The following is a 12,558-nucleotide window of genomic DNA, read 5'->3' on the forward strand; positions in this document are numbered from 1 at the left end:
GTTTAACGTGTAAGTTCGGGACGTGACCGCCACCGAGTTCGATCGTCCCCGCCTCGAACTGGCGAAGGTGGCGGTCGGCTTCACCTTCGCCACCAACGGCCTCGCGTACGCCGGATGGCTGGCCCGCGCCCCCGCAGTGCGTGACGGCCTCGACCTCTCCGCGGCCGGGTTCGGTCTGCTCCTGCTGTGCCTGTCGGTGGCCGCGATCAGCGCCATCCCGCTGGCCGGCCCGCTCGTGCAGCGCTTCGGCCCGGCCCGGTCGGTGCTGATCGGCAGCACGTCGATGGTGCTCGGGCTCACCGGCCTGGCCACCGGCACGCTGGTCGGCTCGGTGCCGCTGGCCGGCCTGGGCCTGGTGCTGACCGGCATGGGCAACAGCACGTGGGACGTCGCCATGAACGTCGAGGGGGCCGACGTCGAGCGCCGCCTCGGCCGCACGATCATGCCGCGCTTCCACGCCGGTTTCAGCCTGGGCACAGTGCTGGGCGCGGCCTTCAGCGCCGTCGCGGCGGCGGTCGACCTGCCGATCTGGGCGCAGCTCTACATCACCGCGGCGCTGGCCGCGGCGGTCACGGCCCCGACCGTACGCAAGTTCCTGCCTTATCACCCGCTGCCCGCCGGCGAGAAGCCCGCGATGAGCGTGGGCCAGGCTTGGCGGGAGCCCCGGACCGTGCTGATCGGGCTGGTCATGCTGGGGTTCGGCTTCACCGAGGGCACCGCCAACGACTGGCTGGCCATCGGCCTCGTCGATGGCTACCGGGCCGATGACACAGTCGCCGCGATCGCGTTCGGGAGCTTCGTCACGGCGATGACGCTGGGCCGGCTCTTCGGCGGCTACGCGATCGAGCGCTGGGGCCGTGTCCTCACCCTGCGCCTCACCGCGGCGTCGGCCGCCCTCGGCCTGCTGCTGGTCGTCTCCGAGGTCGCCGTCCCGTTGGCGATCGCCGGCGCGCTGTTGTGGGGCGCGGGCGCGTCGCTGGGCTTCCCGATCGGCATGAGCGCGGCCGCCGACGATCCGGCCCGCGCCGCCATCCGCGTCTCGGTCGCGGGGTCGGTCGGCTACGGGGCCTTCCTGGCCGGCCCGCCGTTGATCGGTCTGCTCGCCGAGCACGTGGGGGTGCTCCGCGCGATGCTCTGCGTCTTCGGCGCCCTGGCCCTGGGCCTGCTCGCCTCCGGCGCCACCCGGCCGGTCGAGCCGGCCCCGGGCGGGGTGGGGAGAAAGCCCGGGTCCGGCGTGGACGGGGTGGCGGGAAAGTCCGGGGACTGACAGTCTCGGTCCATGGCGCACGACACATCCGCGGTGATCACGTCGCATGTCGAAGCCGCACCCGTACGGGTGTGGTTCGCGCTGACCGACGCCGAGGCGCTCACCGCCTGGTACTGGCCGGCCTCGATGCACCCCCGCGCCTATTCCGAGCCGGTCGTCGGCGGCCGTTTCGGCGTCGACGCGGGCGACATGGGCTTCGCGGGGGAGTATCGCGAGCTCGACCCGCCCCGCCGCCTCGTGCAGTCGTGGCGCTGGGCCGGCGACGACCGGGACAGCCGAGTGACGATCGAGCTCGCCCCGTCCGGTGCCGGCACCGACCTCCGCATCGTCCACGACCGGGTCGACGAGGAGACCGCCGAGATGTATCGGGCGGGCTGGGAGAGCTGCCTGACCCGCCTGCCCGCCTATCTGGCCGCTACTCCGAGCGCAGAAAGTCGGTGATCAGCCCGGCCAGCACGGCCGGCTGTTCGATCACCATCGCGTGCGAGGCGTCGGCCAGCTGGATGTACCGGGGGTGGCCGGCCGCCCGCACCTGATCGAGCAGGTAGCGCCGGTGGGCCTCGTACAGCTCGGCGAACGGCTCCTGCTGAGGCAGGTTGCGAGTGGCCAGCACGACCAGCTCCGGGCACGACGTCCCCGCGTACACCGGTCCAAGATCAAGTTCGTTCATCAGCGTACGCAACTGGGTCGTCACGGCGGCCGAGGGACGCATCGACGTCTCGCCGTTGTCGTGCGCGAGGTTGCGCCGGAAGCCCTCGATCCACACCTTCTCGTTGGCGCCCATGTCGCGCGCCGCCGCCCGCTGGCCCTCGACCAGGTCGGCCAGCTGGTCGGCCTCGATCACCTGGCCCGCCATGGCCTCCACCCGGTCGAACAGCCCGTGCAGCCGGGCCAGTTCGGCGGCCGCCTTCTCCGGGTCCATGCCCGGCAGCTGCGCCGGAGTGACGGGCGGCGGATTCCCGTCGAGGCTCACCACGCCCGGCGCCTCCGGATGCCGCTGGCCCCAGAGCGCCGCCAGCATCCCGCCCAGTGAATGCCCCACCACGGCCGGCCGTTCGATCTCCATCTGGACGCACACCGCCGCGAGATCACCCAGGGCGGTGTCCCACGTCCACGAGCCCTCGCCCGAACGCCCGTGCCCGCGCAGGTCCACGGTGATCACCCGGTGGTTCGGCCGCAGGGCGCGCGCCAGCGTGGTCATCATGGCCAGGTTGCCCCCGGCGCCGTGCAGCAGCAGAAGTGGCGGCTGGTCCCCGCCGAAGTCGCGCACCGCGAGCGGCACGTCGCCCGCATCGATGAGCCGGTCATTGATCATCAAGGTCTCCTGGCGAGTCGGAAGAGTCGGAGAGGTCGGAGTTCGCGGGCGACGAGCAAAGCCGGTCCCGTACGGCCGACGACGGCACACCGCCGTCCGGGTGCCGCGGCAGTCGTCCGCGTTTCACCAGGTCGTGCACCCCTTGCCGGGTGATCCCGAGCATCGCGCCCGCGGTGGCGTACGAGATCGACGCGAACCACGGGTGTCCAATTCGTCGAGCCACGATCTGCCCGAGCGGCGAGCTCCACCACGCGGCCGGCGGATCGAACGGCCCGTCCCCCGGATAGAGCGTCGCGATCAGGCGGGCCGCGGTCATCGTCGCCGCCGTGTCATCGCCGTCGCGCAGGGCCGTCGCCCACCCGCGAGCTCGCAGCCGCACGAGTTGCCGCAGCGCGTCGACCGCGTCGTCCCCCTCGAGCAGCACCTCGAGCGGGTCGAGCAGCCGGACGTCGAGGAGCCGCACGATCTGCTCGACAAGCGCGTCGTCCCGGGTCATGCCGCCATGATTTCCCTACTTGACGCTGGGTGTCAAGTGCCGTCGGGGGTGCGGGCCTTCCGCTGACCCTGGGCGGACCAGTACGGTATGCCCGAATCTCTCGGGAGGATCTCTGGTGCGTGCGCTCGTCGTCGCAGCGGCCCTGCTGCTCGTCCTGACCGGCTGCGACGACAGCGAGGACGAGGCGGTCGCGGCCCCGCCCAAGGTCACAGTGGTCCAGCAGCCCGCCGCCTCGGCCGGCGGCGCCTGCATCCTCTGGGACTACGCCTTCATCCAGGAGAAAATCGGGGTCACCTTCGACGTGGCCGCCTCCGGCCAGGTCGACGACACATCGACCTGCGTCGTGCAGACCGCGGCGGCCGGCTATCCCGATCTCACCCTGTCGGTGGTCGAGAGCACGAAAGCCACCCCGGCGCAGTTTCTCAGCGACCTCAAACCGGCCCGGTCCACGACGTTCAAGGGGCTCGCCAAGGCGGCCTACCGGCTCTACACCCCACCCGCGGCGGGGCGCGGCCCGATCATCGAGATCGGCTGGCTCAGCGAGGCGAAACAGCTGCAGACGCTGCGCTTCACCTTCGCCGCGAACGCGACAGCCGCCGCCGTGACCGCGATGAACCCGAAGCTCATCACCCTCGCCAAGGCGATGGACACGACGAACGGCTGACGTGTGTGCTGATGCCCGGCCTCAGTGGGCCGCGACGAACACTCGCGACGCGACCTCACGAGGCAGGCGGATCTTGTCGCCCGAACGGTCTATGGTCACCCCGTCGCGCTCCTGGGCCACCGTCACCGTCGTGCCCGGGTCGATGCCTGCTGCGTGCAACTGACGCAGCACGTCGGCGTTGGTCTGCACGCTCTCGCAGATGCGCTGCACCACGACGCTGCCGGTGAGCCCGGGGAAGGCCAGGTTGCGCTCGCCGGGGATCTCGGCGTGCTCGGCGTCGTCGGCCCCGCCGAACGCGTCCAGACCGGGGATCGGATTCCCGTACGGGGATCGGGTCGGCTTGTTGAGCAGCTCGTAGACCTTCTTCTCGACCGAGTCGCTCATCACGTGCTCCCAGCGGCAAGCCTCCTCGTGGGCCTCCTCGTAGGGCATGCCGATGACATTGACCAGCAGCAACTCGGCCAGCCGGTGCTTGCGCATGACGGCCACCGCGGTGGAGCGGCCGTCGTCGGTCAGCACCAGGTGCCTGTCGTTCTCGATGGTCAGCAGGCCGTCACGCTCCATGCGCGCGACCGTCTGGCTGACCGTGGGACCGCTCTGGTGGAGCCGCTCGGCGATGCGCGCCCGCAGCGGCGGCACACCCTCCTCCTCCAGCTCGAGGATGGTGCGCAGATACATCTCGGTGGTGTCGATCAGGTCGTGGTTGTGCAGTGACGCCTTCATGCTCCGACCTCCCAGCGGCCTCGGCGGACCGCCGGCCTCGCCCCGAACCAGGACGTAGCCGGGCTGATGACGAATTCATTCACAGTGCGGCCCTCCCAGCAGCGATAATACCTCGTCGTCAGGGGTTGACAGCCGCCCCGAGCAGGTGCAGAGAGCGTACCTGACCGTCCGGGCAACTGCCGCGAAGGGAAACCGTCGGTGGGGCGTGGCAGCATGACGGCATGGTGGATGCGACGACCACGGTGGTGTGGGACCGAGCGCTGCTCGACTACGACATGGGCGATCACCCGCTCAACCCGGTGCGGGTCGAGCTGACCATGGCGCTCGCCCGCGAGCTGGGGGTCCTCGACCGCCCCGGGGTCCGCATGCTCACCCCCGAGCCGGCCACCGAGGCCGACCTGACCAGGGTGCATCGCGCCGACTACCTCGAGGCCGTCCGGCACGCGCCGCTCGACCCGTTCTTCCGCGGCTGGGGGCTCAACACCGACGACAACCCGGTCTTCGAGGGCATGCACGAGGCGTCCGCGCGTATCTGCGGCGCCACCATCGCGGCCGCCGAGGCGGTCTGGCACGGCGCGACCACGAGAGCGGTCAATGTCTCCGGTGGTTTGCATCACGCGCTCGCCGCCCGGGCCGCCGGCTTCTGCGTCTACAACGATCCCGCGGTCGCCATCGCCCGCCTGCTCGACCAGGGCGCCCAGCGAGTGGCCTATGTGGATGTCGATGTGCACCACGGCGACGGTGTGCAGGCCGCCTTCTACAACGACCCCCGCGTCCTGACGATCAGCCTGCACGAGTCGCCGCTCACACTCTTCCCCGGCACGGGATTCGCCGAGGAGACGGGCGGCCCCGGTGCCGAGGGCCTCGCGGTCAACGTGCCGCTCCCACCGGGCACGGGCGACGCGGCCTGGCTGCGGGCTTTCCACGCGATCGTGCCGTCCGTGCTCCGCGCCTTCGCCCCCGAGATCATCTTCAGCCAGTGCGGCGCCGACGCGCACCGCCTCGACCCCCTGGCCGACCTGCGGCTCTCGGTCGACGGCCAGCGCGCGGCCTATCTGGCGATGCGCGACCTGGCCGACGAGCTGTGCGACGGCCGCTGGGTCGCGATGGGCGGCGGGGGTTACGCGCTGGTCGAGGTCGTGCCGCGCGCCTGGACCCACCTGCTGGCCGCGGCCACCGGCGCCCCGATCGATCCGGCGACCCCGACCCCCGGCGCCTGGCGCACGATGGCCACCGAGCGGTGCCCGCAGGCCGCCGTCCCCGAGACGATGACCGACGGCACCGAACCGGCGACCGAGCGCTGGCAACCCGGCACCACGCCCGACCCGGTCGACCGCGCGATCCTGGCCACGCGCACGGCCGTCTTCCCCCTGCACGGCCTCGATCCCCACGACCCCCGCGACTGACCGTTCCGCATCACCGCATCCCCGCATCGGAGAGGAGGAGGGGCATGGACATCAGCGCCGACGTCCTGCTCTCCGACGGCACCGCCGTCCACCTGAGACAGATCCGCCCGGCCGACGCCCCGGCCATCGTCGAGTTCCACTCGCGCATGAGCGACCGCACCCGCTACCTGCGCTATTTCTCCCCCTACCCGCGCATCCCCGAGCGCGACCTCGAACGTTTCGTCAACGTCGACCACCACGACCGCGAGGCCTTCGTCATCGTCGCCGGCCCGCGCATCATGGCCGTCGGCCGTTACGAACGGCTCGGCCCCGACTCGCCCGAGGCTGAGGTCGCCTTCGTCGTGGAGGACGCCCACCAGGGCCGCGGCATCGGCTCGGTCCTGCTCGAACATCTCGCCGAGGCCGCCCGGGCCAACGGCCTCACCCGCTTCGTGGCCGAAGTGCTGCCCGAAAACGCGGGCATGCTCCGGGTCTTCAGCGACTTCGGCTATCAGGTGCAGCGCAAGTACGCCGACGGCGTCGTGCACCTCAGCTTCCCCATCGCCCCCACCGAGAAGTCGCGCGAGGTGCAGGAATCGCGGGAGAAGCTCACCGAGGCCCGCTCGATCGCCCGTCTGCTGGCCCCGCGCGGGGTCGCGGTCTACGGCGCCAGTGCGAGCGGCCAGGGCATCGGCGCCGCCATGCTCGGCCACCTGCGCGACGGCGGGTTCGCCGGCTCCATCGTCCCGGTGCACCGCAGCGCCGACCGCGTGGCCGGCCTGCGGGCGTTCAGGTCGGCCACCGAGGCGGGCGTCGACGTCGACCTCGCCCTGATCGCCGTCCCGCCCGAGGGCGTCGCGGCTGCGGTGGCCGACGCGGCCGCATGTGGCGTGGGTGGGCTGGTGGTGGTCTCCGCGGGGTTCGCCGAGACCGGCGTCGAGGGTGCGGCCACCCAGCGGGCCCTGATCGAGAGCGCGCACGCGGCGGGCATGCGCGTGGTCGGCCCCAACAGCATGGGCGTGGCCAACACCGACCCTTCCGTACGGCTCAACGCCACCCTCGCCCCGCGCCTGCCCGCCGCCGGACGGGTCGGGTTCTTCAGTCAGAGCGGCGCGCTCGGTGTCGCGCTGCTGGCCGAGGCCGACCGTCGCGGGCTGGGCCTGTCCAGCTTCGTCTCGGCGGGCAACCGGGCCGACGTCTCCGGCAACGACCTCCTGCAGTACTGGCAGGACGACCCCGGCACCGACGTCGTCATGCTCTACCTCGAGACGTTCGGCAACCCGCGCAAGTTCGCCCGCCTGGCCCGCCGCATGAGCCGGGTCAAGCCCGTGGTCGCGGTCTCCTCGGCCACCCGCCCGCCCGGCCTGGCCGGTGACCTGCCCGGCCCCGACGTGCACGCGGTCACCGCCCTGTTCGCCCGCTCGGGCGTGATCCGGGTCGACACCGTGCAGGAGATGTTCGACGTCGGCCTGCTGCTGGCCCACCAGCCCCTGCCCACCGGCCGCCGGGTGGCGGTGGTCGGCAACTCCTCCGCCCTCTCCGAACTGGCAGTGGCCGCGTGCCGGGCCAACGGCCTGACGGTCGCCACGGGCTACCCGCTCGACATCAGCCCGCAGGCGGGCGCCCACGACTTCGCCGACGTGCTGGCCGACGCCGCCGTCGACGACCGCGCCGACGCCCTGGTCGTGGTGTTCGCGCCGCCCCTGCCCGGCCAGCTGGCCGACGAGGATGCCGACTTCGCCGCCGCGCTGGCCAGCGTGGCCCTGGCCGGCGAGAAGCCCACCGTGGCGACGTTCCTGCTGGGCAGCCTGCCGCCGCGGGTCCCGGCCTACCCGTCGGTCGAGGAGGCCGTGCGGGCCCTGGGCCGGGTGGCGACGTATGCGGAATGGCTGCGCCGCCCACCGGGCCGGCTCCCCGTGTTCGACGACGTCGACGTGACGGCGGCCCGCGTCGACGGCCCGCCGTCCGAGCTGCTCGCCGCCTACGGCATCGACGTGGTGCCGTCCACGCTCGCGGCCGGCGTCGAAGAGGCGATCGCGGCCGCGTCGGCCCTGGGCTACCCGGTGGCGCTCAAAGCAGCCGGCGGCGCCCTGCGGCATCGCATCGACCTCGGCGCGGTCCGGCTCGCACTGGCCGACGACGGTGACGTCCGCACGGCGTACGGGGAACTGTCCGCCGCCTTCGGCCCCGACGTGCTGGTCCAGACGATGGTCCCGGCCGGGGTGGCCTGCCGCATCGAGGTGATGGAAGACCCGGCGTTCGGCCCGGTGGTCGGCTTCGGACTGGGCGGCGTGGCCAGTGAGCTGCTGGGCGACCTGGCCTGGCGGGCCGCCCCGCTGACCGACCGGGCGGCCGAGGCCCTGGTCGTCGAGCCACGCGCGGCCCCGCTGCTGCACGGCTATCGCGGCTCGGCCCCCGTCGACCGCGCGGCGCTGATCGACCTGCTGCTACGGGTGGGCCGCCTCGCCGACGACCATCCCCGCCTGCGTGGCCTCTCACTCAACCCGGTGCTGGCCCGCCCCGACGGCTATTCGGTGCTGCACGTCGCAGCCGAACTCGGCGACCCGGCCCGCCGCCCCGACACCGGCCCCCGCCGCCTCCGCAGCCCCTGACACCCCACCCCGGCCGGGGCCCGAACCCGCCCACCCCGGCCGGGCTCATACCCCGCCCGCCCCGGCCGGGCCCGCATCCCGCGTGCCCCGGCCCTGCCCCGGCCCGTGTTCCTGTCAACTGCGCAGCCCCTGACCGGCCGCCGCCCGCGCACCCGATACCCGGATGCGCCCCCACCAGCCACCCAGCCCGTGACCAGCCTGCCGTCCGCGCAACCCCGATCGGGCCCGCCCCCGGCCGCTGTGCACTTCCTGATCGGCGCTGCCTCACGGCGTACGGGGAAAGGTCTTGGAACGGCGACCGCCCGGTCGAGCCGTGAGGCCCGCCGGGCGGTCGGAAGTGTCGCGTGCCTCAGCCGGCGTAGGCCTCGAGGCGGGACGCGCGCTCCGGGTCGCGCAGCTTGAGCATGGTGACCTTCTCGATCTGGCGGATGCGCTCACGGCTCAGGCCGAACTCGCGACCGACCTCGTCGAGGGTGCGCTGGCGGCCGTCGTCGAGGCCGAAGCGCAGGCGGATGACTGCCGACTCGCGCTCGCTCAGGGTCGCCAGCACGATCTCGACCTCGCTGCGCAGCTCGCCCTGACCGGCGCCGGTGCTGGGCTGCTGGTCGACCGCGGCCACGAAGTCGCCGAGCGCGCTCTCCCCGTCCTCGCCCACCGCCTGGTCGAGGCTGACGGGCTCCCGGTCGTACGAGATCAGCTCGATCACCTGGAACTCGGGCACACCCATGGCCTGCGCGATCTCGGCGATGCTGGGCTCACGGCCGAGCGTCGCGGCCAGGTCGCGGCGGCTGCGGACCATGCGGTTGACCTGCTCGACCATGTGCACCGGGATGCGGATGGTGCGGGCCTGGTCGGCCATGGCGCGGGTGATGGCCTGGCGGATCCACCAGGTGGCGTACGTGGAGAACTTGTAGCCCTTGGTGTAGTCGAACTTCTCGACCGCGCGGATCAGGCCCAGGTTGCCTTCCTGGATGAGGTCGAGGAAGGCCATGCCCCGCCCGGTGTACCGCTTCGCGATGCTCACCACGAGCCGCAGGTTGGCCTCGAGCAGGTGGTTCTTGGCAGCCTTGCCCTCCGCGATGATGATCTGCAGGAGGGGGGCCAGGTCTTCGGCGGCCTCGGGGAGCTTCTCCTCCGCGTACAGGCCGGCCTCGATGCGCTTGGACAGCTCGACCTCTTCGACCGCGGTCAGCAACCGGGTCCGTCCGATGCCGTTCAAGTAGGCACGAACCAGGTCGGCGGAAACGCCACGCTCGTCCGTGGCGTCCAGGTCGGTCAGGAGCTCGACACCATCGGTCATGCTGTTCTCAACGGCAACCGCAACCGTCGCCTTGGACTCCGACGCCTTCATCTGCAGGACCACCTTTCAGTCCCCTCCCCGCTGAATAACTGGCTCGTGCGTTCCCAGCCCTTGCGTGCCGGTGATCGATAGCTTGGCCTGGAGCGCGTTAAGCCGAGGTGAGGCAAGCGTCCAGGTGGCATGAATCAGGGAGAACCCTGACGTCGCCAAGCCGACAAGTGACCGGATTGCCGGTACTCGTCGCGTGTTGCGCGCCGATACTGTTCCCCAAACGCCCTCGAGGAGGAGATGGTTCAGTGGTCTTCAAAAAACTGATGCAGGCAATGGGTGTCGGTGGCCCGTCGGTCGAAACTGTGCTGGCCAACCCCAATTGCCGGCCCGGCGGATTTCTTGAGGGCCAGGTGCACGTCATCGGCGGGGACCACGCCGTCGACGTCGAATATGTGGCAATTGGGTTGATGACGCGGGTCGAAGTAGAGAGCGGCGACAGCGAATACAACACGAACCAGGAATTCCACCGGCAGCGATTGACCGGTTCGTTCCGGCTTGACCCCGGTGCCCGTTATGACGTGCCGTTCCGCTTCGACGTGCCGTGGGAAACCCCGATCACCGAGGTCTATGGGCAGCGTCTGCACGGCATGACCATGGGCCTGGCCACTGAGCTCGAGGTCGCGCGGGCCGTCGACAAGTCCGACCTGGACGCCGTCATGGTGCACCCGCTGCCCGCACAGGAGCGCATCCTGGACGCGCTGCTGCGGCTCGGCTTCCGCTTCAGCAAGGCCGACGTCGAGCGCGGCCGGGTCTACGGCGTGCAGCAGCACCTGCCGTTCTACCAGGAGATCGAGTTCTACCCGCCGTCCGCCTACGCGAGCGGCATCAACCAGCTCGAGCTCACGTTCATCGCCACCCCGCAGAACCTCCAGGTCGTCCTGGAGATCGACAAGCGGGGCGGTTTCCTCACCGAGGGGCACGACGCGTTCGGCCGTTTCGATGTCGACTACGCGACAGTCGACCAGGTGGACTGGGCCGGCCAGCTCGACAACTGGCTGCGGCAGTCGGCGCAGCGGCGCGGCCTGTTCTTCTGACCCGGGGCCGGGCGTGGGGCTCCCTACAGTTCGAGCAGAATTGTCCGGGGCCCCACGTTGACGCTTTCGACCAGCATGTGCGCGCGGAACCGACCGGTCTCGACCGTCGCGCCGCGAGATCGCAAAGCTTCCACGTACGCCGTGACGAGCGGCTCGGCCACCTCAGCCGGCGCGGCGGCACTCCAGGTGGGCCGGCGTCCCTTGCGCGCGTCGCCGTAAAGCGTGAACTGGCTGACCACCAGCAGCGGGGCGTTGCGGTCGGCCGCTGACGCCTCGTCGTCCAAAACGCGGAGCTCGTACGTCTTCCGGGCCAGCTCGGCGGCCTTGGCCGGAGTGTCGTCGTGGGTCACCCCGACCAGCACGAGCAACCCGTCCTCGATCTTGCCGACGACCGCCTCGTCAACGGTCACGCTGGCCCGGCTGACTGTCTGCACCAGTGCTCGCATTACTTCCCGACCCCTTGCCGTACGCGCGCCGCAGCCAGCGGCAACATGTTGACCTCACCCACAGACATGGTGACCTGCCGCGAACGCATCTCCACCACCTGGTCCAGCAGACGAACCGGGTCCCCGGGCGCGAGCCGCAGAAAAACGTCGAGCATGGCGCCAACCTGCTCGTGAGTCGGATGCTGGATCGCCCCGGTCGCCACCTGCGCCAGAATCAGCGCCGTGAACGCCGTGTCAAGATCCGGCTCCCCGTTCCGGGCATTCCGCCAGTCGATCACCACCGGCCCGTCCGCGGTGATCACCACATTCTCCGGATGCAGATCAAGATGCAGCACCGACGGCCCGCCCTCACCCAGCGACCACATGCCGTCACCTGCCGAGGGCACGTCTCCGCCCACCGGCCGTGCGCTGTCACCCGCCGTCGGGCTTACCGGCTGTGCGCTGCCACCCGCCACCGGGCCCACTGGCCGTGCGCAGTCATCTGCGGCCGTGCTGGTCGGCTGTGCGCTGTCATCTGCGGCCGTGCTGGTCGGCTGTGCGCTGTCACTCGCCGCCGCGCCCATCGGCTGCGTGTTTCCGCCCAGCGGCGGCAGGGCGTGCAGCCGGCGCAGCAGATCGGCCAGGATCGCCGCCCCGTCCTCCATCGCCATCGCCCCGGACAGCAACAAGGCGGCCATGGTCGGCCCATCGAGCCGCTCGAGAACGAGATCGGCCCCACCCGCCGCGAACACGCGCGGCACCGGAAACCCGTGGCTTCCCACATGCCGCATGATCAGCGCCTCGGGCTCGGTGTCCCCACCCTCCCGATACCGCCGGAGCACCGTGCCGTCCCCGAGCGAGTAGACGTCAGCCTCCCGCCCGAACGCGAACGGCTGACCCAACTCCTCAGGCACCGGCACACTCGTCACGCCGTGACGCTAGCCCACCAATGAGCCCAAAGTGACCCCACAGCCGCGCCCCAAGTGACTCCCGAGCCGCGCTGCGAGTGACCCCACGGCCGCGCCGGGAATGACCCCACGGCCGCGCCGCGACTGCCCCCCACGGCCGGGCCGCGAGTGGCCCACGGCCGCGCCGCGAGTGGCACCCGAGCCGCGCCGCGAGTGGCCCTCGAGCCGCGCTGCGAGTGACCCTCCGGCCGCGCCGCGAGTGACTTCCGAGCCGCGCCGCGAGTGGCCCCACGGTCGCGTCGGGAATGACCCCACGGCCGCCTGGGGTGAACCGCCGGGCCGCCCGAAGGCCCCGCTGTGCCGCCCCGGGGCGACTCA

Annotated in this window: 12 protein-coding genes; 6 read left to right on the forward strand and 6 right to left on the reverse strand. The window is 71.7% G+C overall.

Annotation, left to right across the window (positions count from 1 at the left end; genetic code table 11):
• Positions 1-22 precede the first annotated feature (22 nt).
• Both BKA14_RS37945 and BKA14_RS37950 read left to right on the forward strand, forming a co-directional pair.
• On the forward strand, positions 23-1,267 hold the full coding sequence (locus BKA14_RS37945) for an MFS transporter (RefSeq protein ID WP_184955556.1): 1,245 nt from the start codon (positions 23-25) through the stop codon (positions 1,265-1,267).
• Between the two features lie 12 nt (positions 1,268-1,279).
• Positions 1,280-1,708: an SRPBCC family protein gene (locus BKA14_RS37950; RefSeq protein WP_184955557.1), complete on the forward strand. Its 429-nt coding sequence runs from the start codon at positions 1,280-1,282 to the stop codon at positions 1,706-1,708.
• Here the strand turns inward: BKA14_RS37950 and BKA14_RS37955 are convergent.
• Positions 1,683-2,582, reverse strand: a complete 900-nt coding sequence (locus BKA14_RS37955; RefSeq protein ID WP_184955558.1) for an alpha/beta fold hydrolase — start codon at positions 2,580-2,582, stop codon at positions 1,683-1,685. The two genes, BKA14_RS37950 and BKA14_RS37955, sit on opposite strands and share 26 nt — an antisense overlap.
• Positions 2,572-3,078, reverse strand: coding sequence for a hypothetical protein (locus BKA14_RS37960; RefSeq protein WP_184955559.1), 507 nt, complete (start codon positions 3,076-3,078; stop codon positions 2,572-2,574). The genes BKA14_RS37955 and BKA14_RS37960 overlap by 11 nt, the downstream gene beginning before the upstream one ends.
• A gap of 115 nt (positions 3,079-3,193) precedes the next feature.
• On the opposite strand from BKA14_RS37960, the gene BKA14_RS37965 reads away from it, so the two are divergent.
• Positions 3,194-3,742: a hypothetical protein gene (locus BKA14_RS37965; protein WP_184955560.1), complete on the forward strand. Its 549-nt coding sequence runs from the start codon at positions 3,194-3,196 to the stop codon at positions 3,740-3,742.
• A 21-nt stretch (positions 3,743-3,763) separates the two neighbouring features.
• Here the strand turns inward: BKA14_RS37965 and BKA14_RS37970 are convergent, their stop codons facing one another.
• A complete protein-coding gene (locus BKA14_RS37970) occupies positions 3,764-4,465 on the reverse strand; it encodes an iron-dependent transcriptional repressor DtxR (RefSeq protein WP_184955561.1) in 702 nt (233 codons plus the stop codon).
• Positions 4,466-4,686: 221 nt separating this feature from the next.
• Between BKA14_RS37970 and BKA14_RS37975 the strand changes: the two genes are divergently transcribed.
• Together BKA14_RS37975 and BKA14_RS37980 are read left to right on the forward strand one after the other, a co-directional pair.
• Complete coding sequence (locus BKA14_RS37975; protein ID WP_221477414.1) at positions 4,687-5,871, forward strand: acetoin utilization protein AcuC; 1,185 nt, start codon at positions 4,687-4,689, stop codon at positions 5,869-5,871.
• 44 nt (positions 5,872-5,915) lie between these two features.
• A complete protein-coding gene (locus BKA14_RS37980) occupies positions 5,916-8,462 on the forward strand; it encodes a bifunctional acetate--CoA ligase family protein/GNAT family N-acetyltransferase (RefSeq protein ID WP_184955562.1) in 2,547 nt (848 codons plus the stop codon).
• A 349-nt stretch (positions 8,463-8,811) separates the two neighbouring features.
• On the opposite strand, the gene sigB is transcribed toward BKA14_RS37980, so the two are convergent.
• A complete protein-coding gene (sigB, locus tag BKA14_RS37985) occupies positions 8,812-9,762 on the reverse strand; it encodes an RNA polymerase sigma factor SigB (protein WP_184955563.1) in 951 nt (316 codons plus the stop codon).
• Positions 9,763-10,058: 296 nt separating this feature from the next.
• On the opposite strand from sigB, the gene BKA14_RS37990 reads away from it, so the two are divergent.
• Positions 10,059-10,847 (forward strand): sporulation protein, encoded by a 789-nt coding sequence (locus BKA14_RS37990; RefSeq protein ID WP_184955564.1) that lies wholly within the window; start codon positions 10,059-10,061, stop codon positions 10,845-10,847.
• A 23-nt stretch (positions 10,848-10,870) separates the two neighbouring features.
• On the opposite strand, the gene dtd is transcribed toward BKA14_RS37990, so the two are convergent.
• Together dtd and BKA14_RS38000 are read right to left on the reverse strand one after the other, a co-directional pair.
• Positions 10,871-11,293, reverse strand: a complete 423-nt coding sequence (gene dtd / locus BKA14_RS37995; protein ID WP_184955565.1) for a D-aminoacyl-tRNA deacylase — start codon at positions 11,291-11,293, stop codon at positions 10,871-10,873.
• Complete coding sequence (locus BKA14_RS38000; RefSeq protein WP_184955566.1) at positions 11,293-12,201, reverse strand: aminoglycoside phosphotransferase family protein; 909 nt, start codon at positions 12,199-12,201, stop codon at positions 11,293-11,295. The genes dtd and BKA14_RS38000 overlap by 1 nt, the downstream gene beginning before the upstream one ends.
• Between the last annotated feature and the right edge of the window lie 357 nt (positions 12,202-12,558).

This window comes from Paractinoplanes abujensis (genome assembly GCF_014204895.1).
Lineage (GTDB): Bacteria > Actinomycetota > Actinomycetes > Mycobacteriales > Micromonosporaceae > Actinoplanes > Actinoplanes abujensis.

Coding starts and splice junctions, on each gene's coding strand:
- BKA14_RS37950 (WP_184955557.1), top strand. CDS start 1,280: ATGGCGCACGACACATCCGCGGTGATCACGTCGCATGTCGAAGCCGCA.
- BKA14_RS37955 (WP_184955558.1), bottom strand. CDS start 2,582: ATGATCAATGACCGGCTCATCGATGCGGGCGACGTGCCGCTCGCGGTG.
- BKA14_RS37960 (WP_184955559.1), bottom strand. CDS start 3,078: ATGACCCGGGACGACGCGCTTGTCGAGCAGATCGTGCGGCTCCTCGAC.
- BKA14_RS37970 (WP_184955561.1), bottom strand. CDS start 4,465: ATGAAGGCGTCACTGCACAACCACGACCTGATCGACACCACCGAGATG.
- BKA14_RS37975 (WP_221477414.1), top strand. CDS start 4,687: ATGGTGGATGCGACGACCACGGTGGTGTGGGACCGAGCGCTGCTCGAC.
- BKA14_RS37980 (WP_184955562.1), top strand. CDS start 5,916: ATGGACATCAGCGCCGACGTCCTGCTCTCCGACGGCACCGCCGTCCAC.
- sigB (WP_184955563.1), bottom strand. CDS start 9,762: ATGACCGATGGTGTCGAGCTCCTGACCGACCTGGACGCCACGGACGAG.
- dtd (WP_184955565.1), bottom strand. CDS start 11,293: ATGCGAGCACTGGTGCAGACAGTCAGCCGGGCCAGCGTGACCGTTGAC.